This window comes from Streptomyces sp. NPDC002884, assembly GCF_040295245.1.
Taxonomy (GTDB): Bacteria; Actinomycetota; Actinomycetes; order Streptomycetales; family Streptomycetaceae; genus Streptomyces.
Window position 1 is genome coordinate 106,519 of sequence record NZ_JBEOVB010000015.1, and the last position, 23,033, is coordinate 129,551.

Genomic DNA, 23,033 nt, shown 5'->3' on the forward strand with positions numbered 1-23,033 from the left:
ATGCGCCGACGCACCCTCCTCGCGGGCCTCGCCGGCGGCCTGGCCGCCGGTGGCGCGACACCCGCCCACGCCACCGGCCGCCGCGTCCTGCACGTCCGCCCGGGCGACTCCGTCCAGGCCGCCGTGGACGCGGTCTCCGGCCCCGGCCGGACGATCGTCCTGCACCCGGGCACCTATCGCGAGGTGCTCGATGTGACAGCGGACAAGGCTGAGTTGACGCTGCGGGGCGCCACCCGTGACCCGCGTGACGTCGTCCTCGTCTTCGACAACGCCAACGGCACGCCGAAGCCCGACGGGTCCGGAACCTACGGCACCGCGGGCTCCGCCACCTTCACCTCCGCCGCGCCCGGCCTCACCGTCCGCGACCTCACCCTCGCCAACGACTGGCTGCGCGCCGACCACCCGGAGATCACCGGCACCCAGGCGGTGGCCGCCTACGTCACCGGCGACCGTACGCACTTCGACAACGTGCGGTTCCTGGGCCACCAGGACACCCTGTTCGCCGACACCACCGCGCTGGACGCCTTCGACCGGCAGTACTTCCACCGCTGCTACGTCGAGGGCGACGTCGACTTCGTCTTCGGGCGGGGCCGGGCCGTCTTCGACGCCTGCCACTTCCACACCCTCCGGCGGGACGTGACCTTCACCCCCAAGGGCATGGTCTTCGCCCCCGCCACCGCCCGCGCCAACCCCTACGGCTTCCTCGCGCTGCGCGGCCGGATCACCTCCGGCGCCGAGGACGCGGCGTACAAGATCGCCCGCCCCTGGGTGCCGTCGTACGAGACGACCGCCTGGCCCTCGCTGGTCGTACGGGACACCTGGATCGGCCCCGGCATCGACGCGGTGACCCCGTACACCAACATGCGCGACGCCTACCCCTGGCAGACCATGCGCTTCCGTGAACACGCCAACTCCGGCCCCGGCGCGGTGATCGCGGTACCGGAGAACCGGCCGCAGCTGACCACCGAGGAGGCGGCCACCCACACCCGGCGGACGTATCTCGGGGACTGGAGGCCGTATGGGCGCCCGTGATCCGGCGGTGGGACGGCGGGCTTTCGTGGTCGGCACCGGGGCGGCGCTCCTGACCGGGGCCGCCGCCACCGCCGACGCGCAGGCGGCCACCACGGACGCGCAGGCGGCCGGCGTGGGCGGGCAGGCGGCCGGCGTGGACGGGCGGACGGCCGCTGCGGACGAACGGTCAGCTGTCGTGGACGGTCCGCTGCCCGACTTCCACCCCGCCCTGAAGGCCGAGCTGGCCTTCCCCCTGGCCTGGGGAAACTCCCCGATCCGCGACTTCCGCGCCTGGCGCCGGGCCGCCCGCGCCAAGGTCGAGGAGCTGCTGGTCGTCGGAGCGCAGGACCGGACCCCGTACGCCCCCGAATTCACCGGCCGGAGCCGACAGGACGGCTACACCGCCGAGTTGGTGACGCTCTCCCTCACCCGCCACGAACGCGTCCGCGCCGCCCTCCTCACCCCGGACGGCCCCGGCCCCTTCCCGGCCGTACTGCTCCTGCACGACCACGGGGCGAAGTTCGACATCGGGAAGGAGAAACTGGTCCGGCCCTGGTACGACGACACCCGGCTGGCCTCCGCGCAGGCCTGGTCGGAGCGGTACTTCAGCGGGCGGTTCGTCGGCGACGAGCTGGCCCGGCGCGGGTATGCCGTGCTGTGCGCGGACGCCCTCGGCTGGGGCGACCGCGGGCCCCTCGCCTACGACCAGCAGCAGGCCCTCGCCTCCAACTTCTACAACCTCGGCTCCTCGCTCGCCGGACTCATGGCCCGCGAGGACGCCCGGGCCGCCGGATTCCTGGCCGGCCTCGACCGGGTCGACCGGCGCCGGGTCGCGGCCGTCGGATTCTCCATGGGCGCCTTCCGCGCCTGGCAGGCGGCCGCGCTCAGCGACGACCTCGCCGCGGCGGCGGCCGTCTGCTGGATGACCGGCCTGAAGGACATGATGGTGCCCGGCAACAACACCCTGCGCGGGCAGTCCTCGTACTACATGCTCCACCCCGGGCTTCCCCGGTACCTCGACTTCCCCGACGTGGCGAGCATCGCCGCACCCAGGCCGATGCTGTTCTTCGACGGCGGGCTCGACCCGCTGTTCCCCGCCGACGGCGTCCGCGCGGCCCACGACCGGCTGCGCGCCGTCTGGCGTTCCCGTCACGCCGAGGAGCGGTTGCACCTGAAGAGCTGGCCCGACCTCGGCCATGTCTTCGTCGACCGCATGCAGGACGAGGTCTTCAGCTGGCTCGACACCGTCCTGTGAACCGCTCCCTCGCCCCATCCCCCTGAACGACGGAAAGGACCCGCACTCCATGTCTCGTCGTACCGCTCTCACGGCCGTCGCCGCCCTCACCCTGGGCGCCGGACTCGCCGTCCTGCCCACCCAGGCGCAGGCCGCCACCGTGGTGGTCAGCAACTCCACCGACCTGTCCAACGCCATCAAGAACGCCACCGCCGGCACGGTCATCCAGGTTCGCGCGGGCACCTACTACCCGACGGCCACCCTCCAGTCCACGGCCAACGGCACCTCCTCGTCGCCCGTCACCCTCACGGCGTACGGCTCGGAGACCGTGAAGATCGACGGCTCGTCGCTGCCCGACGGGGACTGGATCTTCAAACTCACCGCCGACTACTGGAACGTCTCCAACATCACCTTCCAGAACTCCCCGGACAGCGCGGTCGTCTGCCAGTCCTGCACCGGCACCAACTGGAACAACATCAAGACCATCAACGGCGGCGACTCCGGCTTCACGCTCACCGGGGACGGCACGGTCAACAACACCGTCAGGAACATCGACTCCTACGGCCACTACGACGCCGCGAACCACGGAGAGAACGCCGACGGCGTGGCCGTGAAGTACGGCTCCGGCTCCGGCAACCTCATCACCGGCGCCCGCCTCTACAACAACTCGGACGACGGGATCGACTTCTGGTCCTTCTCCTCGCCCGTGACCATCGAGCACACCTGGTCCTTCGGCAACGGCGTCAACCGCTGGTCCGACTCGGCCTTCGCGGGCGACGGCAACGGCTACAAACTGGGCGGCGACGGCGAGGTGGTCGCGCACGTCGTCAACAACTCGGCCGCCTGGGGCAACGCCGGGAACGGCTTCACCGAGAACTCCAACACCGGTGCCATCGTCATCAACCGCACCACCGCCTACGCCAACAGCAAGTGGGGCTACTACTTCGCCACCGGCTCGGCCAAGCTCGGCAAGAACCTGGCCGTCGGCAACGGCGGTGGCTCGGTGAGCAAGGGGTCGTCGGTCACCTCGGCCGGCAACAACTGGGACTCCGGCATCTCCACACCCGCCTTCAGGTCCACCGACGCGAGCTCCACGTACAACGCGCGCAGCTCGAGCGGCACGCTGCCCACGACCACGTTCCTGACCACGGGTTCGACGACCATCGGAGCGACCATGGACTGACCCTGGACCGACCACGGACGGCCCGGCGGGCCCCCCGCCGGGCCGTCCGGGCGCCCGACCCGATCGTCCGCCTCGTTCGCTTGACCCGATTTTTGCCCGTGGACGGGTATCGATCGGGCAACGGGTCTCGCGCTCGGCCGCGTGACGCGCGTAGAAAACGTGTCATGCATAAGCCACTGCGCATCGCGGCCATCGCCGCGGCCTGCGCCGTCGCCGGCGCCGCCCTCTACGGCGCCGGCGCGGCCACGGCCGGCCAGTCCACGGCCAACTCCACCCACGAGCCGTACAACATCGGGCTCCTGGTGAAGGACATCGACACCTACTACGGCACCGCGCCGGACGCGAACGGCGTGTACCAGGCGTCGCCGACCAGCCCGTACGCCAAGGACCTCGCGAGCATCGACAAGGCCGCGAGGAAGTACATCGACCAGGCCGCCCGCAAGGCGGTCCGGAAGGGCGAGAAGCCCGCGGTCGTCTTCGACATCGACGACACGCTGCTGCTCAGCCTCGACTACGAGAAGCGGTACAACTACACGTACAACTCCGCCACTTGGGCGGCGTACGTGAACAAGGCCGACCGCCCGGCGGTGTTCGGCAGCCCCGAACTCGTGCAGTACGCCGAGAAGAAGGGCGTCGAGGTCTTCTACAACTCGGGCCTCGCCGAGGCGCAGCGCTCCGCCGCCGTGGAGAACCTGAAGAAGGTGGGCGCCGACATCAACCTCGACGCCGACCACATCTTCCTCAAGAACGCGGCCGCCCCGCCGTCGTACCTGAGCGGCTGCGCCACCCCGGGCGCCTGGACCTGCACGACCGTCCAGTACAAGTCCGGCACCCGCAAGCACATCGAGCACGACCTCGGCTACGAGATCATCGCCAACTTCGGCGACCAGTACTCCGACCTCGAGGGCGGCTACGCCGACCGGACGTACAAGCTGCCGAACCCGACGTACTACGTCGGCTGACGCAACTTTTTCGATCCCTTTCGGTGGCACGGCAACCTGCTGCGGCCACGGTGACGACTGAGGTGCGGAAACGGGCCGGGGCGGCCCCTCCGGCCCGTTTCCTCCCTCACTCCCTCACCGGAAGGAACGCCCCGTGCGCATGAGCACCGGACGCCACCGCAGGACCCGCACCCTCTCGATCGCCGCCGCGGTGGCGGTCTCGGCGGGGGCGGGCGGCGTCTACCTCGGCCTGTCCGAAGGCGGCGCCGAAGCGGCCTCGTCGACGGTCACCGTCTCCACCACCGCCCAGCTGGAGTCGGCCGTGAGCCACGCCGTCGCCGGCACCGTCATCCAGGTCCGCGGCGGTGTGTACTACCCGACGGCCACTCTCAAGTCGACCGCGAGCGGCACGAGTTCGGCCCGGATCACGCTCCAGGCGTACGGCACCGAGAAGGTGAGGATCGACGGATCCAAGCTGCCCGCCGGCTCCTGGCTCGCCGGGATCCACGGCAGTCACTGGACCGTGCGGAACCTCACCTTCCGGTCCTCCCCGGCCCAGGGCCTCGTCGTCACCTCGTCCACCGGGGGCATCTTCGAGAACCTGGTCACCGCGGACAACGGCGACTCGGGCTTCACCCTGCGCGGCGACAACACGGTGAACAACCTCGTGCAGAACCTGGACAGCCACGGCAACTACGACGCCGCGGGCCACGGCCAGAACGCGGACGGTATCGCCGTCAAGTTCGGCTCCGGGACCGGCAACAGGATCACCGGCGCCCGGCTGTATGACAACTCGGACGACGGCCTCGACCTGTGGCAGTTCTCCACGGCGGTCACCGTCGAGCACTCGTGGGCCTTCGGCAACGGCAGGAACCGGTGGAGCGACTCCGCGTTCGAGGGCAACGGCAACGGCTTCAAACTGGGCGGCGGGGGCGTGGCCGTCGCGCATGTCGTCAACAACAACGCGGCCTGGGACAACACGCTGAACGGGTTCACCGAGAACTCCAACACCGGGGCGGTCGTGCTGAACCGCAACACCGCCTACGCCAACACCGAGGCCGGGTTCTACTTCGCCACCGGCAAGGCCCGGCTCGCCCGGAATCTGGCGGTGGGCAACAAGGGCGGGGCGGACAGGCTGGGCTCGTCGGCCGTCTCCGCGGCGAACAGCTGGGACGGCGGGGTGTCCACACCGGCGTTCACCTCGACCGACGCGACGACGGCGTACGGCGCCCGGAAGGCGGACGGCTCGCTGCCCGCGACGGCCTTCCTGACCACCGGCTCGACCGTCATCGGCGCGACGATGAACTAGGCCGGTCCCCGAGGGTCAGGAATCGCCCTCGTCGTCCTCCTGGGAGGCGAAGCCGCCGCCCACGGAACCCTGTTGCCCGTCCGAGCGGCCCGTGACCGCGTAGGTGTCGTCCTTGGCGTCACGGCCGCCGCGGTCGTGGTCGTACTGCCCGGCGAACACCCACTCGCCCTCGGCGACCGTACGGCCCTCCTTGAGCACCCAGGTGTAGACGAGGAAGCCGTCCCGCTCGGCCACCGAGAACGTGAAGTCGTCCTCGGGCAGGGAGCGCCAGGCGCCCGCCGACGAGACCCCGCCGGTCTGCGCGACCTTCAACTGCACGGTCAGCCCGGTGAGCGCCTCGGACGTCTTGATCGTGATGTTGCTCTGCGCCCAGAAGTCGTTGCTGTGCGGGTCGACCGAACCGTCCGACCACAGCGGGCCGTCCTCGGTGTCGGTCGTCGTCGGCAGCAGGGTGGCCGCGGGCGTTGAGGGCTTCGCCGCGGAGCTCCTCGACGGGGAGGCGCTCGGCTTCGCCGGGTCCTTCGCGCCGCCGCCGGAGCTCGGCGTGGCCTTCGGCGAGGCCGGCGGCCGGCTCGTCGCGTCCGGGGACTCGACCGGCGGCGAGGAGACGGAGACCGTCTGCTGCGCGGGCGTGTCGTCCTTCACGGCGGACGCCACCGCGTAGCCGCCGACCGCGAGCATGCCCGCGACCGCGGCCGTGGCGCCCACGATGCGTGCCCAGCCCCACAGGAGCGGGCGGCTCGCCCGGTGGTCGGACCGTTCCGGTCCCTGTGCCTGTCCCGCCATGCCCCGTTCGACGCGGGCCAGGATGTACGCCCGGTCGGGTTCGTGTGCCTCGGCCGCCTCGTGCAGCCGGGCGCGCAGCTCGTCGTGCACGTCCCGCTGCATCGTCATCGGTCCCTTCCTGAGGCCGAGGCCTCACCGGTGCGCACCATCGCGGGCACCTTGAGCGGAGTTCCCTTGGCGCCGAGCAGCTTCTGGAGCTCGGCCATCCCCTTCGAGGTCTGGCTCTTCACCGTACCCACCGAGACCCCCAGGGCCAGCGCCGTGTCCTTCTCCGAGAGGTCGAAGGCGTGCCGCAGCACCACACAGGCCCGTTTGCGGAACGGAAGTCTACGCAGCGCCGACTGGACGTCCACGACGCCCGCGATGTCGGGGTTCTCCGTCTTCTCCTCGCGCTGCGACCAGAACAGCGCGATCCTGCGGCGCTCCCGGACGGCGCTGCGGATGCGGGTGCGGGCGAGGTTGGCGACGACGCCACGGGCGTACGCCACCGGATGGTCGGCGGCGCGCACCCGGTCCCAGCGGTGCCACAGCGCGAGCAGCGCGTCCGCCGCGAGATCGTCGGCGGCGTCCGCCTCACCGGTCAGCAGGTGGGCGAGACGGGACAGTTCGGCGTAGTGGCGGTCGAAGAAGGCATGGAACTCCACGGAGGCGGCGTCGTCGACGACTGTGCCCACGGGTGACCTCTTCTCGGAACGACCGGTGCGACTGTGTGTGTCATGTGAATGACATGGGGATGCCCCGAGGAGGTGGCCGGGGCGAGATCGGGAAGCGTAGCAGTGCTCGATCAGTCGGTCTGGTACGGGGGTTCGAACGTCAGGTGGCAGGCCGAACGACTTCGGAGTCCGATTCCGTAACACGACGAAAACCTGAAGACGGTTCAACGCAGGAACAATCCAGCCAGCATCCGCACCCAGATCATTCAGGCACCTAGGAGCACCAGCCATGTCCGAGACGCAAGTGACGGCCGACCGGCCGGGTACCGCGCCCCCCGCGGCGAACAGCGTCGACCGGTACTTCAGGATCTCCGAGCGGGGATCCACCTTCGGCCGGGAGATACGCGGCGGCTTCGCCACGTTCTTCACCATGGCCTACATCCTTGTCCTGAATCCCATCATCCTGGGCAGCGCCAAGGACAAGTTCGGGCACCAGCTCGACGCCGTCCAACTCACCACCGCCACCGCCCTGGTGGCCGCGGTGATGACGATCATCATGGGTGTCGGCGGCAACCTGCCCCTCGCCCTCGCCGCGGGCCTCGGCCTGAACGCGGTCGTCGCCTTCCAGATCGCCCCGCTGATGAGCTGGGACGACGCGATGGGCCTCATCGTGCTCGAAGGCCTGCTGATCTGCGTGCTGGTGGTGACCGGTCTGCGCGAGGCCGTCATGCACGCCATCCCGCAACCGCTGAAGCAGGCGATCAGCGTCGGCATCGGCCTGTTCATCGCCTTCATCGGCTTCGTCGACGCCGGCTTCGTCAGCCGCATCCCCGACGTCGCGAACACGACCGTCCCCGTGCAGCTGGGCGGCACCGGCACCCTCACCGGCTGGCCGGTGCTCGTCTTCTGCCTCGGCGTGCTGCTGACGATCGGTCTGCTGGCCCGCAAGGTCAAGGGCGCGATCCTGATCAGCATCGTGACGATGACGGTCCTCGCGATCGTCATCAACTCGATCGCGGACATCAAGTCCTGGGGCCTGACGACGCCCTCGTGGCCGGACAGGATCGTCGACACCCCCGACTTCGGGCTGATCGGTCACTTCAGCCTGTTCGGCGCCTTCGGCGAGACCGGCGTCATCACCGTCGTCCTGCTGATCTTCACCCTGATCCTGTCCGACTTCTTCGACACGATGGGCACCGTCGTCGGCATCAGCGCGGAGGCCGGACTGCTGGACGAGAAGGGCGACGTACCCCACCTCGGCCGGGTGCTGCTCATCGACGGCGCGGCGGCGGTCGCGGGCGGCGCGGCCTCGTCCTCCTCCGCGACCTCCTACATCGAGTCGGCGGCCGGCGTCGGCGAGGGCTCGCGCACCGGCTTCTCCAACCTGATCACCGGCTCGCTGTTCGCGCTCGCCCTGTTCCTGACGCCGCTCCTCACCATCGTCCCGCTCCAGGCCGCCGCCCCCGCCCTGGTCGCCGTCGGCTTCCTGATGATGACCCAGGTCAAGAGCATCGACTGGGACAAGTACGAGATCGCGATCCCGGCGTTCCTGACCATCGCCGTGATGCCGTTCACCTACTCGATCACCAACGGCATCGGCGCGGGCTTCCTCGCGTACGTCGTCATCAAGACGGTGCTCGGCAAGGCGAAGGAGGTCCACTGGCTGCTGTGGGGCGCCTCGGCGCTGTTCGTGGTCTACTTCGCGATCGACCCCATCGAGCAGATCCTCGGCGTGAAGTAGCGCGCCCCGAGGAGGCGCGGGGGACTGCGCGACCGGGCACCGCGGACCCGCGGGCCGGTCGCGCAGCCGACCTCAGTTCTTCAGCGCCGCCTTCATCATCGCCTTCGCGACCGGGGCGGCCAGCCCGTTCCCGCTGACCTCGGACCGCGCGGCGTCCGACTGCTCGACCACCACCGCGACCGCGACCTGCTCGCCGGAGGAGTCGGACTTCCCGTACGACGTGAACCAGGCGTACGGCGCCTTGCTGTTGTTCTCGCCGTTCTGGGCCGTGCCCGTCTTGCCGCCGACGGTGACGCCGTCGATGATCGCGTTCGTGCCGGTGCCCTTCTCGACGACCGTCTGCATCGCCGACCGAAGCTGCTCGGCGGTGGAGGAACTGACGATCTGCGTGGTCGACGCCTCGTCGTCGTAGTCCTCGAGGACGTCACCGCCGCCATCGGTGACCTGCGAGACCATGTGCGGCGAGACGAGCTTGCCGCCGTTGGCCAGGGCAGCCGACACCATGGCCATCTGCAACGGCGTCGCGGTCACGTCGAACTGGCCGATGCCGGTCAGGGCGGTGGACGACTCGTCCATGTCGGACGGGTAGACGCTCGGGTACGCCCGCACCGGCACGTCCTGGCTGTCGTCGTTGAAGCCGAACTTCTCGGCCGTCGCCTTCAGCTTGTCCTGGCCGAGCTGGACGGCCATGTGCGCGAACACGTTGTTGCAGGAGTACTGCAGCGCGACCCGGATCGTGGCGTTCTCGCAGGGCGCCGACGTGTTCTCGTTCTTCAGGACCGTGCGCGTGCCCGGCAGGGTGTACGGGTCCTGGCTGTCGGTCTTCTCGTCCACCGACGAGTACAGCCCGTCCTCCAGCGCGGCCGCCGCCACGACCAGTTTGAACGTCGAGCCCGGTGCCAGCGGCTGCCGCAGCGCCCGGTTGGTGAGCGGCTTGTCGGAGTCCGCGGTGAGCTTCTTCCAGGCGGTACCCGCGGTGTTGGCGTCGGTCAGCGTCGACGGGTCGTACGACGGGGTCGACACCACCGCGAGGATCCGGCCGGTCGCCGGGTCGATCGCGACGGCCGCGCCCTTCTTGTCGCCGAGCGCGTCGTACGCCGCCTTCTGCACGTCCGGGTCGATCGTGGTGAGCACGTTGCCCGGGTCCGCCCGCTTGTCGGTGACCGTGTCCAGCGTGGTCTTCAGACGGGTGTCCGTGCCGTTGAGCAGGTCTGCGTAGATGCCTTCCAGCTGCGTGGGGGCGTAGCTCTGCGAGGCGTAGCCCGTCACCGCCGCGTACAGCTCGCCGTCCGTGTACGTGCGCTTGTATCTGAGGTCGCCGCCCGTGGTGACGGCCGATCCGGTGATCGCCTTTCCGGCCACGATGATGTTCCCGAGCGGCTCCGCGTACGTCTCGATCGCGTTGCGCCGGTTGAGCTTGTCGTCCGCGAGTGCCCGGCCCTCGTAGAACTGCACCCAGGTCGCCCGGAGCAGCAGGGCGAACACCAGCAGCAGCGCGAAGACCGAGGCGCGCCTGATCGTCTTGTTCATTGCGAACAGAAGGACGAACGGGATGGAGGCAATCGTTCCCATCCGCCCCGTTTTCTCATCGACCGTTCATCTGCGGCCGATTCGGCCGCGGCCCGTTCAGCTGCGGCCCGTTCGGCCGCGGCCGGTTCGGGTCAGGACTCCAGGCGGAGCACGATCTCCTCGATCTCCGCGCCGCGCGCGTTCGCGTAGCCGGTGGCCCGGGCGGTGGGCCGGAAGCCGCACTTCTCCAGGACGCGCAGGGAACCGGCGTTGTCGGCCGCCGCCCGTGCGAACAGCGGCCGTTCCGGGACCTCGGACACCAGCGCCCGCAAGGCCTCGGTGGCGATGCCTTGGCCCCAGTAGGAGCGGTCCACCCAGTACGTCACCTCGCGCTCGCCCGCCTCCCCGTACACCGCCGCGCTGCCGACGACGTCCCCGTCGGCCAGGATCGTGCGCGGTACGGCGGACGAGGCGCGGATCCTCTCCCAGTGGGCGTCGAAGGCGTCCCGGTCGGCCGGTTCCTTCGCGGTGAACGCGGCCATCCGCAGGGACTCGGGGTCGTTCAGCTGCCGGAAGAACACCGGCAGATCGCTGTCGTGGACCTGGCGCAGGGTGATCAGCATGCCTCAGAGCCTACGGGTGGCCAGTGTCAGCCGGTCGCGTGCGTCGAACAGCGCGTCCTTCACCAGTTGCTCGTGCGCGGGGGTGAGCCTCGCCACCGGCACCGAGCAGCTGATCGCGTCCCGGGCCGGCGTGCGGTACGGGATCGCCACGCCGAAGCAGCGCAGGCCCAGCGTGTTCTCCTCGCGGTCCACCGAGAAGCCCTGCTCACGGATCTGGTGCAGCTCCTCGATGAGCTTCTCGCGGTCCGTGATCGTGTGCTCGGTCAGCGCCGGCAGCGTCTCCGGCAGCAGCTTGCGGACCTGCTCGTCGGTGCAGGTGCTCAGCAGCGCCTTGCCCAGCGAGGTGGAGTGGGCGGGGAGCCGGCGGCCGACCCGGGTGAAGGGACGCAGGTAGTGCTGGGACTGGCGGGTGGCGAGGTACACGACGTTCGTGCCGTCGAGCCGGGCCAGGTGGATGGTCTCGGTGGTGTCGTCCGAGAGCCGGTCCAGGGTGGGACGGGCGGCCGCGACCACCTCGTCGCCGTCGATGTAGGAGGTGCCGACGAGCAGCGCCCGCACCCCGATGCCGTACCGCGTGCCCGTCGCGTCCGTCTCCACCCAGCCCAGCTCCACCAGCGTGCGCAGCAGCATGTAGAGACTGGACTTGGGATATCCGACGGCCTCCTGGACCGACGCAAGAGAGTGCATTCCGGGGCGGCCGGCGAAGTATTCCAGCAGCTCAACCGTCCGCACCGCGGACTTGACCTGCGCCCCGCCCCCCGTCTCGCCAGCCGACATCGCCCTTGACCCCTTCGTTCGACGGGAAATACGCTCCGACAGCATATTCATCATCAGAGACAGCGTTCAGTATATCGAACGACCCTGGTGAATGAGCCAGTACCAAACGTGGTCAGAACCAAGCGTGGAGGGACCCGCGGTGGCAGCAGCACCAGTCTGGAGTGTCGACCCCCGAACCGGGAAGCAGCGTGAACAGGTTGCGGTGGAGGCCACGGCCCAGGAGGTCGACGCCGTCGTCCGCGCCGCCCATGAGGCGCGCGGCTTCCTCGCCGACCGTACCGTCCGCGCCGCCTTCCTGCGTTCCGCCGCTGACCGGCTCCAGGCGGCCAAGGACACGCTCGTGGAGGTGGCCGACGCGGAGACCGCGCTCGGCCCGGTCCGGCTGACCGGCGAGCTCGCCCGCACCTGCTACCAGCTGCGCGCGTTCGCCGACATCGTCGACGAGGGTGCGTTCCTCGACGTCGTCATCAGCCACCCCGACGACACCGCCACCCCGCCCATCCCCGACCTGCGCCGCTACAAGGTGCCGCTCGGGGTGGTGGCCGTGTACTCGGCGTCCAACTTCCCCTTCGCGTTCTCCGTCGCCGGCGGTGACACCGCCAGCGCGCTCGCGGCGGGCGACCCGGTCGTCGTCAAGTCCCACCCCGACCACCCGGGCCTGTCCGAGCTGGTCGCCAAGGTGCTGCGCGCGGCCGCGGCCGACCACGGCATCCCGGCGGGCGTGCTGGGTCTGGTGCACGGCTTCGAGGCCGGCGTCGAACTGATCAAGCACCCGCTGGTCGCCGCGGCCGGTTTCACCGGGTCGATCCGGGGCGGACGCGCACTGTTCGACGCGGCGGCGGCCCGTCCGGTGCCGATCCCGTTCCACGGCGAGCTGGGCTCGCTGAACCCCGTCGTCGTGACCGAGGCGGCCGCCGCCGAGCGGGCCGAGGCCATCGGCGCCGGCCTCGCCGGGTCCATGACGCTGGGAGTCGGGCAGTTCTGTGTGAAGCCGGGACTGGTGCTGGTGCCGTCCGGCGCGGCCGGCGACGGGCTGGTCAAGTCGCTCACGGACGCGGTGAGCGACACCGACGCGGGCGTGCTGCTCGACCACCGGATGCGCGACAACTTCATCGCCGGGGTCGCCGAGCGGGCCGAGCTGCCCGACGTGGAGTCGCCGGTGACGCCCGGTGCGGGCGGGGAGCACACGGTCAGCGCCGGCTTCCTGACCGTGCCCGCCTCCCGGCTGGTCGCCGAGGGCGCGCACGACCTGCTGCTCGAGGAGTGCTTCGGGCCGGTCACCGTCGTGGTCCGCTACGACGACGACGGCGAGGTCAGGGCGGTGCTGTCGCGCCTGCCCGGAAACCTCACGGCGACCGTCCAGCTGTCCGAGGAGGAGGCCGCGGGCGAGGGCCGGGGCGGGGAGATCCTCGCCGAGCTGACCCCGCTGGCCGGACGCGTGCTGGTGAACGGCTGGCCCACGGGCGTCGCCGTCGCGCCGGCCCAGCACCACGGCGGGCCGTACCCGGCCACCACCTCCACGTCGACCTCCGTCGGCGGGACCGCCATCGAGCGGTGGCTGCGGCCGGTCGCCTACCAGAACGCTCCCGCGGCGCTGCTGCCCGTGGAGCTTCGGGACGAGAACGAGCTGGGGCTGCCGCGCCGGTTCAACGGACGTCTGGAGCGGTAGCACTCCGCGCGAGCGTCCGGGGGCGCGGTGGATCGCCGCGTGCAGGTCCGTCGTGGCTTGTCGCGCGGCGCCCCCGCGCCCCTCGGTTTCCCAGCCCCCCTGCGATGATGAGGTCATGGACGTCTCCCTCCCCGAACTGCCCTTTCCCCTCCGTACCTACGGGCCCGACGGGCACTGGTTCCATGAGGACGGGGTGCTCACCGGGTGGGCCGGGGCCCGGCAGGACCGGTTCGTGCCGCCCACCGGGGACGGGGTGGAGCCCGCCGCCGACGCGCCCCGGCTGCTGGGGGCGCCGGAGGGCGACTTCCAGCTCATCGCACGCGTCACCGTGGGGTTCAACTCGGCCTTCGACGCCGGGGTGTTGTACGTCCATGTCGGTGAGCGGGCGTGGGCCAAGCTGTGCCTGGAGTACTCCCCGGACGTGGCCACCGTCTGCACGGTGGTCACCCGGGGGCACTCCGACGACGCCAACTCCTTCACGGTGGAGGGGAGTTCGGTCTGGCTCCGGGTGAGCCGGACCGGCCGTGCCTTCGCCTTCCACGCCTCCCGGGACGGCAGTCGGTGGACCTTCGTCCGCCTGTTCACGCTGGGCGAGGAGAAGGAGTCGGGCGCCGCGCTGATCGGCTTCATGACGCAGTCGCCGATGGGCGAGGGGTGCGTCGTGACCTACGACCACCTCGAGTTCAGGACCGAGTGGCCGGACGACCTGCGGGACGGAAGCTAGGTCGCGAGCCGGGCGGGACTCCGCGGACCCGGCCGGGACCCGGCCGGCCGGAACCGGGGAGGGGGCCTTCTCGTCCTCTCCTGCATGATCGAAGAACGTGTCACGGGAAGCCGGGTGATCCGGACGGCCGTCCCCGCCGAGGCGGAGCGGGTCGTCGCGCTGCACGCGCGCGCCCGGGCGACGTACTACCCCGACGGGACCCCGCAGGACGGCACCGACTGGCTCGCCGCCTGGCGCACGGCCATCGAGCGGCCCGACGGCCATGTGCTGTGCGTCGTCGAGCAGGGCCGGCTCGTCGGCCTCGCGTCCTTCCGTACGCCGGAGGGGGCGCCCGCGCACACGGTCAAGCTGTTCCAGTTCCACGTCGACCCCGACCACTGGCGTGCCGGGATCGGTACGGCCCTGCACACGGCCTGCGTCGAACAGTGGCGGGCGGACGGGCGCCGCACGGCCGTGCTCGACGTGCACGTCGACAACCGGCGGGCCCAGGCCTTCTACGCCCGGCAGGGCTGGAGCCCGGACCCGGAGAACCCGCCCGCCGAGGGCGAGCACCACCTCTGGCTGAGGTACACGGTGACCGGGGAATGAAACGTCCTGCTTGAACGTTCATGCACTCGCCGGAGGGAACCTCCGTGCGGACCTCCCGCGGGGGAGCTCCGTACCAGCCGCACGACCTGGAGAGAGCCGAGACATGCGCGTCGAGATCTGGAGCGACATCGCCTGCCCCTGGTGCTATGTGGGCAAGGCCCGCTTCGAGAAGGCGCTCGAGGCCTTCCCGCACCGTGACCAGGTCGAGGTGGTGCACCGCTCCTTCGAGCTGGACCCGGGCCGCGCCAAGGGCGACGTCCAGCCGGTGCTGGCCATGCTCACCAAGAAGTACGGGATGAGCGAGGCGCAGGCACAGTCCGGCGAGGAGAACCTGGGTGCCCAGGCCGCCGCCGAGGGACTCGACTACCGCACCCGGGACCGCGACCACGGCAACACCTTCGACATGCACCGCCTGCTGCACTTCGCCAAGGAGCACGGCCGCCAGGACGAGCTGATCCAGCTCCTCTACCGGGCGAACTTCGCCGAGGAGCGGTCCGTCTTCGCCGAGGGCGACGAGCGGCTCGTGGAACTGGCCGTCGAGGCCGGTCTCGACGCCGAGGCCGCCCGTGCCGTCCTCGCCGACCCGGCCCGCTACGCCGACGAGGTCCGCGCCGACGAGCGCGAGGCCGCTCAGCTCGGCGCGAACGGCGTGCCCTTCTTCGTCCTCGACCGCGCCTACGGCGTCTCCGGGGCCCAGCCCGCCGAGGTCTTCACCCAGGCCCTCACCCAGGCCTGGGGCGCCCGCTCCCCGCTGAAGCTGATCGACGACGGCGGCGCGGAGGCCTGCGGCCCGGACGGGTGCGCGGTCCCGCAGCAGTGAAACCCGGCAGCGGTGAAACCCGCAGGTGAGAGCCGATCTATAAGTTCTCCTTAGCGGAATCACGTAAAAGTCGGCAATGGACGAGGGGTTCCCGGGGTCCCACAGTGGACCCATGGAGACCTTCGAGAGCCTCGTCCGCGCCGAGTTCACCCCGAAGACCACGTACCTGAACACGGCGAGCAACGGCCTGCTGCCGGCCCGTACCGTCGCCGCCCTGCACGAGGCGGCGGTGCTGCGCGCCGAGGGCAGGCCGCTGACCCCGCTGCACGAGGACGTGGAGGCCTGCCGGGCCGCGTACGCCCGGCTGGCCGGCGTCCCGGTCACCCGGGTGGCGCTGGGCGCCTCGGTCGCCGCGCACACCGGCGTGATCGCCGCCTCGCTCCCCGCGGGCGCGGAAGTGCTCACCGCCGAGGACGACTTCACCTCCGTGCTCAACCCGTTCCACGTCCGCGGCGACCTCAAGGTCCGCGCCGTGCCGCTGGAGCGGATCGCCGAGTCCGTCCGCCCCGGCACCGCGCTGGTCGCGGTGAGCGCCGCCCAGTCCGCCGACGGCCGGATCGCCGACCTGCCCGCCCTGCGCGAGGCGGCCCGGACGCACGGCGCACGCACCTACGTCGACTTCTCGCAGTCCGCCGGCTGGCTCCCGGCCGACGCCGACGCACACGACTTCTCCGCCGCCGTCTCCTTCAAGTGGCTGCTCGGCCCGCACGGCGCGGCCTTCCTGGTGGTCCCGGAGGACTTCGGCGGACTGTCACCGGTCCTCGCGGGATGGGTCGCCGGCGAGGAGCCCTGGGGCAGCTGTTACGGCCCGGTGGCCGAACTCGCCCGCTCCGCGCGGCGGTTCGACCTGACCCACGCCCTGTTCACCTACGCCGGACTGCGCCGCTCCCTGGAACTCGTCGAGGAACTCGGCGTGCGGGCGATCGGCGCCCACGACCTGCTGCTCGCGGACCGCTTCCGTGCCGGACTCGCCGCGCTCGGCCATCGACCCGTCGCCGCGCCCGGCTCCGCGATCGTCTCGGTGCCCGGACTCGGCTTCCGCCAGGCGGAGCTGGCCGCCGCCGGCATCCAGGTCTCCGACCGCTCCGGCAATCTGCGCGCTTCCTTCCACCTGTTCAACACGCCCGCGGACGTCGACCGGCTGCTGAACGCCCTGTCGGCGTGAGGTCCGCGACCACCGGCAGACCCGGACGCCCCCACCCGGATCGGGTGGGGGCGTCCGGGCCCGCCGACGCGGCCGGCGAGGGAGGAAGACGGCTCACCGCACGGGTGTGAAGTCCCGCGCGCCGATGAACTCCGGCCTGCGCACCGGCGCCGCGAACGGCTCCACGGCCGTGTTCTCCACGCTGTTGAACACGATGAACACATTGCTGCGCGGGAACGGCGTGATGTTGTCGCCGGACCCGTGCATGCAGTTGCAGTCGAACCAGGTCGCCGAACCGGCCTTGCCCGTGAACAACTTGATGCCGTGGTCGCCGGCCATCGCGGTCAGCGCCTCGTCCGACGGCGTGCCCGCGTCCTGCATCTGGAGCGACTTCTTGTAGTTGTCCTCGGGCGTGGCCCCGGCGCAGCCGAGGAACGTCCGGTGCGAGCCCGGCATGATCATGAGCCCGCCGTTGGTGTCGCGGTTCTCGGTCAGCGCGATCGACACGGACACCGTCCGCATGTTCGGCAGACCGTCCTCCGCGTGCCAGGTCTCGAAGTCGGAGTGCCAGTAGAAGCCTCCGGCCCCGAAGCCCGGCTTGACGTTGATCCGCGACTGGTGGACGTACACGTCCGAACCGAGGATCTGCCGGGCCCGCCCCACGACCCGCTCGTCGCGCACCAGCGCGGCGAACACCGGGCTGAGCTTGTGCACCTCGAAGACGGAGCGGATCTCCTTGGACTTCGGCTCGACGATCGACCGCCCGTCGGCCCGGATCTCCGGGTCGGCGACCAGCCGCTCCAGCTCCCGCCGGCAGACGGTGACCTCGTCGTCGCTGATCAGCCGGTCGACGGCGAGGAAGCCGTCGCGCTCGTACTCCTGGAGGCCGGCCGCCGGGATCGGGCCCGGCGTGTCGGGGGAGCTCCAGACGACGGGGTCCTGACGGGGGACGGACACCTCGGTGGTGCCACGGGTGGGGTAGAGATCGGTGAGGGTGGTCACGATGCTTACACCTCCTCGGGCTCGGTCAACAGGGGGTACACGCCGTTCTCGTCGTGGTCCTCCCGGCCCGTGACGGGCGGGTTGAACACGCAGATGCAGCGGAAGTCCTCCTTGACGCGGAGCGTGTGCCGCTCGTGGCCGTCGAGGAGGTACATGGTGCCGGGCGTGATGCTGTGCGTCCGCCCGGTCTCGTGGTCGGTCAGTTCGGCAGCGCCCTCGACGCAGACGACGGCCTCGATGTGGTTCGCGTACCACATCGACGTCTCGGTACCCGCGTACAGAATCGTTTCGTGCAGCGAGAACCCGACCCGTTCCTGAGCGAGCACGATGCGCTTGCTCTCCCAGGTGCCGGACGCCGCCCGCACATGCCGGTCGGTGCCTTCGATGTCCTTGAACGAACGGACGATCACGGTGGTGCGATGCCTCCTAGGTAGGGGATACGGGGTCCGAGGGCGTCAGACGGTCTCCCGTACGGCGCGGGCGATGACACTGAGGCCCTCGTCCAGTTCCTCGGGGGTGATGGTCAGGGCCGGCAGCAGTTTGACGACCTCGCTCTCCGGGCCGGACGTCTCGATCAGCAGCCCGAGTTCGAAGGCCCGCTTCGCGACCCGCCCGGCACGCGCCTTCTCGTGGAACTCCAGGCCCCACACCAGACCGCGGCCCCGGTACTCCTTGACGTCGGCGAGGTTCTCCTCGGTGATCGAGATGAGCCCCTGCTCGATCTGCTCGCCACGCGCCAGGGTCTGCTTCTCCATGGCGGACCCGTCGGCCCAGTACGTCTCGAGGGCGGCGGTGGCGGTGACGAAGGCCGGGTTGTTGCCGCGGAAGGTGCCGTTGTGCTCACCCGGCTCCCACACGTCCAGCTCGGGCCTGAACAGGCAGAGCGACATGGGCAGTCCGTAGCCGCTGATCGACTTGGAGACGGTCACGATGTCCGGGACGATCCCCGCCTCCTCGAAGGAGAAGAAGGCCCCGGTGCGCCCGCATCCCATCTGGATGTCGTCGACGATCAGCAGCATGTCCTGCCGCTCGCACAGTTCCTTGAGCGCCCGCAGCCACTGCGGACGCGCGGCGTTGATGCCGCCCTCGCCCTGCACGGTCTCGACGATCACGGCGGCGGGCTTGTTCAGCCCGGACCCCTGGTCCTCGAGCAGCCGCTCGAACCACAGGAAGTCGGGGACCTGGCCCTCGAAGTAGTTGTCGAACGGCATGGGCGTGCCGTGCACCAGCGGGACCCCGGCCCCGGCCCGCTTGAAGGCGTTGCCGGTCACGGCGAGCGCCCCGAGGGACATCCCGTGGAAGGCGTTGGTGAACGACACGATGGCCTCGCGTCCCTTCACCTTCCGCGCCAGCTTCAGGGCCGACTCCACGGCGTTGGTGCCGGTCGGGCCCGGGAACATCACCTTGTAGGGCAGGTCGCGCGGCCGCAGCACCAGATCCTGGAAGGTCTGGAGGAAGGTCCGCTTGGCCACGGTCGACATGTCGAGCCCGTGCGTGACGCCGTCCCGCATCAGATAGTCGATCAACGCCCGTTTCAGCACAGGGTTGTTGTGGCCGTAGTTGAGGGACCCGGCGCCGGCGAAGAAGTCCAGGTAGCGGTGACCGTCCTCGTCGTACATACGGCTGCCCTGCGCGCGGTCGAAGACGGCGGGCCAGCTGCGGCAGTAGCTGCGCACCTCGGACTCGAGGGTCTCGAACACGCTCAGATCGGGCGGGGTGATGGTCACGACGAAACGCTCCTCGGGGTGGGGGTCGGAAGGAGAGACGGGCGGCGGCGGGGCGGGGAGGTCAGAAGGCGAGGGGGCCGATGCGGTACAGCACCTCGGGGTCGTGCGGACCGTCGGGGAACAGCCCGGCGCCGAACAGCACCTCACGGGTGACGGTCGCCCCGTGCCGCTCGGCGTACGAGGTGAACAGCCGCTCGGAGGCGGTGTTGCCCGGCGTGATCGTGGTCTCCACGGCGGTGAGCGGGCGTTCGGCGGCGATCCGCGCGGTCAGCCCGTCCAGCAGTGCGGCGGCGAGGCCGCGTCCTCGGTGCGCGGCGTCGACGGCCACCTGCCAGACCAGCAGGGTGTGCGGGTCCTCCGGCCGTACGTACCCGGTGACGAACCCGACCGGCTCGCCGCCCTCCGCGCGGGCCACCGCCGAGGTGGCGGCGAAGTCGCGGCACCACAGCAGATAGCTGTAGGACGAGTTCAGGTCGAGCGTTCCGGAATCCTTCGCGAGGCGCCAGAGCGCCGCTCCGTCTTCCACCGACGGGCGGTCGATACGTAGGTCTGCTTGTGCGGCAGTCATGCGGATTGAACTTACCCAGCGAAATTCAAAAGCGCATGGAGAGGCCGTGGTGATTCCGTGATGCCACCGGGATGGATGGCCGTTTCATCCGCTTTTGCACCGCGCTAAAGGTACATATCGCCCCGCTTGTGCAATGCGTCACGCACTCGGAACCTGCCCGAAATTCTCCCCGTTTAGATGTGGGGGATCCGGGCAGAAGAACTCAGGAAAGCTATCGTCGGGAAAAGCGTCGAGAAGGGCGTCGGCAAAAGTCTCGGCGATAATTCGCGAATAACCTTGAATTCAGGTTCCGGTAACCCCGTCGATACGCTCCCGGAGAATGTCCGCGTGGCCGTTGTGCCGGGCGTACTCCTCGATCATGTGGAGCAGTATCCAGCGCAGGCTGACCTCGAGCCCGGCCATCGGCCCGTCGAGGATCCGGCCGGTGGCCTCCAGAGGCCGCCCGGCGATCAGCTCCCGCCCGCGCGCGATCTCCCGCCGCCAGACGGCCAGCGCCCCGTCGAGGTTCCGCCCGGCGTCGAGGGCGTACCCGGTCCTCTCCTCGAAGACGGGCGGCAGGTCGAGCCCGGCGAACGCCCTCTGGAACCAGTTCCGTTCCACCTCGGCGAGATGCTGGACGAGACCGAGCAGGGTCAACTCGGACGGCTCGGCGGCCGGTTGCCGCACCTGTTCGTCGTCCAGTCCCGCACACTTCAGCTCGAGCGTGGCCCGGTGGAACGCCAGCCAGCTCTCCAGCATGGGGAGTTCGTCACCGGTCAGCAGGGGGACGGGGCGGCCGTCGGGGAGGGTGAGGGGAGTGTCGGTGGTCATGCGGGGCAGCATGCCGGCCGACGTCGGAGAGCGGGCCTCGTCGGTCCCGGCGGCGCACCCCGGCGCCTACCGCCAGGCGTTCTCCACGGCGCGCCGGGCCCCTTCCGGATCCACGTCCCGTCCCTGCTCCGCCAGTGCGGCGCCCAGCGCCGCCAGACACCCCTGCACCACGCCCACGGTCGCGTCGCCCCCGTAGTGGTTGACCCGGATCATCTCCTCGGCCAGCGCGCCCCCACCCGCGGCCAGCGGCAGCGCCGGGTCGCTGGCCAGCGCCCTGGCCACCAGCTCCGACGCCACCACGCCCGACGGCGTCCGCAGCGTCGTGGCGACGGGCGCCGCCTCCGCCGCGTCGCGCACGTACGGCTCCAGTCCGCCGCCCAGCGCGACCGCGCCCGCGCGCGTCGCGGCGGCGGCGGACGCGTGCCGGGCCATCACCGTCTGCGGCCGCTCCGCCTCGATCCGCGCGACGCACGCCTCCAGCGCCAGCATCTCCAGCTGCGCCGGCGCGTGCAGCAACGCCTTGCGGCCGCCGTCGATCCACCGCTCCTTCCAGTCCAGCAGGGACAGGTACGAGCGGCGCGGCGCCCCCGGGTTCGCGGCCATCCGCGCCCACGCCCGCGCGCTCACCGACACCGCCGACACACCCGCCGGACCGCCCATCGCCTTCTGCGCGCCGATCACACACAGGTCGACGCCCCACGCGTCCGGCAGTACCGGTTCCGCGCCGATCGAGGCGACCGCGTCCAGGTAGAACAGCGCGCCGTGCTCCCGCACCACCTCGCCGATCTCCGCGACCGGGTTGGTGTTGCCGGTCGCCGCCTCCGCGTGCACCAGCGACACGAAGTCGATCCCGGGGTGCTCGGCGAAGGCCTCCCGGATCTGCGCGGCCGTCACCGCCGTGTGGAAGGGCACCGCCAGATCGATCACCGTGGCACCGCAGTCCCGCAGCCAGTCCCCGAAGGTCTGCCCGTACGGACCGGTGATCACGTTCAGCGCGGTGGTGCCCGGTCCGGCCGTGCCGCGGATCGCGCCCTCGAGCGGCAGCAGCGCCTCGCCCTGCATGATCACGACGTCCTGCCGGGTGTCCAGCAGCCGGGCCACCCGGTCCTCGATCGAGGCGAAATGTGCGGCGTTCAGCGGGGCAAGATCGAGGAACGGGTGTGTCACGGCGGTGCTCTCTTCACTCACTGGGTAGAGGTGACGAGACTAACCGGCACGTGCCCCACCCTTCCCGCCCTCCCCGCTCGTGACTTCGTAGGCAGCACGGCGATGTAACCATCGGTTTGATTTGAGAGCCTCAAACTTCTCCTTATAATCGGAACGCACAGTTCCCTTACAGGAAGGCCCGCCGTGAACACCCTCCCCGGCCGCCGGACCCGCGTCCTGGCCGCCACCACCGTGGCGGCCGGGCTGATGCTCGTCGCCGCCTGCACCTCCACCGATGACGGCGGCAGCGGCTCCAGGACCGCCGCCGGCGGGGTCGAGCTCGCCAAGGCGGGCCAGCTCACCACCTGCACCCACCTGCCCTACCCGCCGTTCCAGTCGGAGATCGACGGCAAGGTGCAGGGCTTCGACGTGTCCCTGATCGACCTGGTCGCCAAGGACCTCGGGGTGAAGCAGGAGATCCTGGACACGCCCTTCGAGAACTTCAAGACCGGCGCCTTCCTCAACTCCGGCGAGTGCGACCTGGCCGCGGCCGGCATGACCATCACCGACGAGCGCAAGAAGAACGTCGACTTCTCCGACCCGTACTTCGAGGCCACCCAGGCCGTCCTGGTCGACAAGGGCGCGGGTGTCACCTCGCTCGCCGACGTGAAGTCCAAGGACGTCAAGCTCGGCGCCCAGGCGCAGACCACCGGCGAGGACTACGCCAAGAAGCAGGGCTTCGACCCGGTCTCCTTCGAGTCCTCCGACGCCGTCCTCAACGGTCTGCGCACCGGCCAGGTCAAGGCCGTCATCATCGACTTCCCGGTCGTCCAGGGCTGGCTGAAGGACAAGGCCAACGCCGACGCCTTCAAGGTCGTCGACAACCTCAACACCGGTGAGCAGTACGGCTTCACGGTGAAGAAGGGCAACGCGAAGCTGGTCGCCGCGATCAACAAGGCGCTGGCGGAGGCGAAGGCCGACGGCACCTACAAGAAGCTGTACGAGAAGTGGATCGGGCCGTACGACGAGTCGGCCGCGTCCCCCTCGGCCGCCGCCTCGGCCTCCTGA

General features: G+C 70.5%; 23 protein-coding genes. 12 read left to right on the forward strand and 11 right to left on the reverse strand.

Annotated elements, in window-relative coordinates:
* From ABT070_RS27360 to ABT070_RS27380, 5 genes are all read left to right on the forward strand, one after another.
* Nucleotides 1-1,032: a pectinesterase family protein gene (locus ABT070_RS27360; RefSeq protein ID WP_351764522.1), complete on the forward strand. Its 1,032-nt coding sequence runs from the start codon at nucleotides 1-3 to the stop codon at nucleotides 1,030-1,032.
* On the forward strand, nucleotides 1,019-2,266 hold the full coding sequence (locus ABT070_RS27365) for a dienelactone hydrolase family protein (RefSeq protein WP_351764523.1): 1,248 nt from the start codon (nucleotides 1,019-1,021) through the stop codon (nucleotides 2,264-2,266). The genes ABT070_RS27360 and ABT070_RS27365 overlap by 14 nt, the downstream gene beginning before the upstream one ends.
* Before the next feature lie 49 nt (nucleotides 2,267-2,315).
* The gene (locus tag ABT070_RS27370) at nucleotides 2,316-3,428 is read left to right on the forward strand and encodes a right-handed parallel beta-helix repeat-containing protein (protein WP_351764524.1); all 1,113 of its coding nucleotides are present in this window, start codon (nucleotides 2,316-2,318) and stop codon (nucleotides 3,426-3,428) included.
* A gap of 164 nt (nucleotides 3,429-3,592) precedes the next feature.
* Nucleotides 3,593-4,390 (forward strand): HAD family acid phosphatase, encoded by a 798-nt coding sequence (locus ABT070_RS27375; RefSeq protein ID WP_351764525.1) that lies wholly within the window; start codon nucleotides 3,593-3,595, stop codon nucleotides 4,388-4,390.
* A gap of 133 nt (nucleotides 4,391-4,523) precedes the next feature.
* The gene (locus ABT070_RS27380) at nucleotides 4,524-5,678 is read left to right on the forward strand and encodes a right-handed parallel beta-helix repeat-containing protein (protein ID WP_351764526.1); all 1,155 of its coding nucleotides are present in this window, start codon (nucleotides 4,524-4,526) and stop codon (nucleotides 5,676-5,678) included.
* Nucleotides 5,679-5,693: 15 nt separating this feature from the next.
* Here ABT070_RS27380 and ABT070_RS27385 read toward each other — a convergent pair whose 3' ends face one another.
* Together ABT070_RS27385 and ABT070_RS27390 are read right to left on the reverse strand one after the other, a co-directional pair.
* A complete protein-coding gene (locus tag ABT070_RS27385; RefSeq protein WP_351764527.1) occupies nucleotides 5,694-6,572 on the reverse strand; it encodes a hypothetical protein in 879 nt (292 codons plus the stop codon).
* Nucleotides 6,569-7,138: a SigE family RNA polymerase sigma factor gene (locus ABT070_RS27390; RefSeq protein WP_351764528.1), complete on the reverse strand. Its 570-nt coding sequence runs from the start codon at nucleotides 7,136-7,138 to the stop codon at nucleotides 6,569-6,571. Before ABT070_RS27390 ends, ABT070_RS27385 begins: the two co-directional genes overlap by 4 nt.
* A gap of 268 nt (nucleotides 7,139-7,406) precedes the next feature.
* Between ABT070_RS27390 and ABT070_RS27395 the strand changes: the two genes are divergently transcribed.
* Nucleotides 7,407-8,858 (forward strand): NCS2 family permease, encoded by a 1,452-nt coding sequence (locus ABT070_RS27395; protein WP_351764529.1) that lies wholly within the window; start codon nucleotides 7,407-7,409, stop codon nucleotides 8,856-8,858.
* A 72-nt stretch (nucleotides 8,859-8,930) separates the two neighbouring features.
* Here the strand turns inward: ABT070_RS27395 and ABT070_RS27400 are convergent, their stop codons facing one another.
* The 3 genes from ABT070_RS27400 to ABT070_RS27410 all read right to left on the reverse strand — a co-directional run bounded on the left by ABT070_RS27400 (nucleotide 8,931) and on the right by ABT070_RS27410 (nucleotide 11,767).
* A complete protein-coding gene (locus ABT070_RS27400; protein WP_351764530.1) occupies nucleotides 8,931-10,388 on the reverse strand; it encodes a peptidoglycan D,D-transpeptidase FtsI family protein in 1,458 nt (485 codons plus the stop codon).
* 131 nt (nucleotides 10,389-10,519) lie between these two features.
* Nucleotides 10,520-10,990 carry a GNAT family N-acetyltransferase gene (locus ABT070_RS27405; RefSeq protein WP_351764531.1) on the reverse strand — a complete coding sequence of 157 codons (471 nt, stop codon included), beginning with the start codon at nucleotides 10,988-10,990 and terminating at the stop codon, nucleotides 10,520-10,522.
* 3 nt (nucleotides 10,991-10,993) lie between these two features.
* Nucleotides 10,994-11,767 (reverse strand): IclR family transcriptional regulator, encoded by a 774-nt coding sequence (locus ABT070_RS27410; protein WP_314222449.1) that lies wholly within the window; start codon nucleotides 11,765-11,767, stop codon nucleotides 10,994-10,996.
* A gap of 139 nt (nucleotides 11,768-11,906) precedes the next feature.
* Here ABT070_RS27410 and ABT070_RS27415 point away from each other — a divergent pair, with 139 nt between their 5' ends.
* From ABT070_RS27415 to ABT070_RS27435, 5 genes are all read left to right on the forward strand, one after another.
* Complete coding sequence (locus ABT070_RS27415) at nucleotides 11,907-13,436, forward strand: aldehyde dehydrogenase (NADP(+)) (RefSeq protein WP_351764532.1); 1,530 nt, start codon at nucleotides 11,907-11,909, stop codon at nucleotides 13,434-13,436.
* Between the two features lie 115 nt (nucleotides 13,437-13,551).
* The gene (locus tag ABT070_RS27420) at nucleotides 13,552-14,160 is read left to right on the forward strand and encodes a DUF1349 domain-containing protein (protein ID WP_351764533.1); all 609 of its coding nucleotides are present in this window, start codon (nucleotides 13,552-13,554) and stop codon (nucleotides 14,158-14,160) included.
* Nucleotides 14,161-14,244: 84 nt separating this feature from the next.
* A complete protein-coding gene (locus ABT070_RS27425) occupies nucleotides 14,245-14,748 on the forward strand; it encodes a GNAT family N-acetyltransferase (protein WP_351764534.1) in 504 nt (167 codons plus the stop codon).
* A 103-nt stretch (nucleotides 14,749-14,851) separates the two neighbouring features.
* A complete protein-coding gene (locus tag ABT070_RS27430) occupies nucleotides 14,852-15,568 on the forward strand; it encodes a DsbA family oxidoreductase (protein WP_351764535.1) in 717 nt (238 codons plus the stop codon).
* A 112-nt stretch (nucleotides 15,569-15,680) separates the two neighbouring features.
* Nucleotides 15,681-16,733, forward strand: coding sequence for an aminotransferase class V-fold PLP-dependent enzyme (locus ABT070_RS27435; RefSeq protein WP_351764536.1), 1,053 nt, complete (start codon nucleotides 15,681-15,683; stop codon nucleotides 16,731-16,733).
* A gap of 93 nt (nucleotides 16,734-16,826) precedes the next feature.
* Here the strand turns inward: ABT070_RS27435 and thpD are convergent, their stop codons facing one another.
* From thpD to ABT070_RS27465, 6 genes are all read right to left on the reverse strand, one after another.
* Nucleotides 16,827-17,714, reverse strand: coding sequence for an ectoine hydroxylase (gene thpD, locus ABT070_RS27440; RefSeq protein WP_351764537.1), 888 nt, complete (start codon nucleotides 17,712-17,714; stop codon nucleotides 16,827-16,829).
* Nucleotides 17,715-17,719: 5 nt separating this feature from the next.
* Nucleotides 17,720-18,124: an ectoine synthase gene (locus ABT070_RS27445; RefSeq protein ID WP_057599305.1), complete on the reverse strand. Its 405-nt coding sequence runs from the start codon at nucleotides 18,122-18,124 to the stop codon at nucleotides 17,720-17,722.
* A gap of 45 nt (nucleotides 18,125-18,169) precedes the next feature.
* Nucleotides 18,170-19,441: a diaminobutyrate--2-oxoglutarate transaminase gene (ectB, locus tag ABT070_RS27450; RefSeq protein ID WP_351764538.1), complete on the reverse strand. Its 1,272-nt coding sequence runs from the start codon at nucleotides 19,439-19,441 to the stop codon at nucleotides 18,170-18,172.
* Between the two features lie 61 nt (nucleotides 19,442-19,502).
* The gene (gene ectA / locus ABT070_RS27455) at nucleotides 19,503-20,009 is read right to left on the reverse strand and encodes a diaminobutyrate acetyltransferase (protein ID WP_351764539.1); all 507 of its coding nucleotides are present in this window, start codon (nucleotides 20,007-20,009) and stop codon (nucleotides 19,503-19,505) included.
* A 282-nt stretch (nucleotides 20,010-20,291) separates the two neighbouring features.
* Nucleotides 20,292-20,819, reverse strand: coding sequence for a DinB family protein (locus ABT070_RS27460; protein ID WP_351764540.1), 528 nt, complete (start codon nucleotides 20,817-20,819; stop codon nucleotides 20,292-20,294).
* Nucleotides 20,820-20,885: 66 nt separating this feature from the next.
* Nucleotides 20,886-21,986, reverse strand: a complete 1,101-nt coding sequence (locus ABT070_RS27465) for a pyridoxal-phosphate-dependent aminotransferase family protein (RefSeq protein ID WP_351764541.1) — start codon at nucleotides 21,984-21,986, stop codon at nucleotides 20,886-20,888.
* Between the two features lie 183 nt (nucleotides 21,987-22,169).
* Between ABT070_RS27465 and ABT070_RS27470 the strand changes: the two genes are divergently transcribed.
* On the forward strand, nucleotides 22,170-23,033 hold the full coding sequence (locus tag ABT070_RS27470; protein WP_351764542.1) for a transporter substrate-binding domain-containing protein: 864 nt from the start codon (nucleotides 22,170-22,172) through the stop codon (nucleotides 23,031-23,033).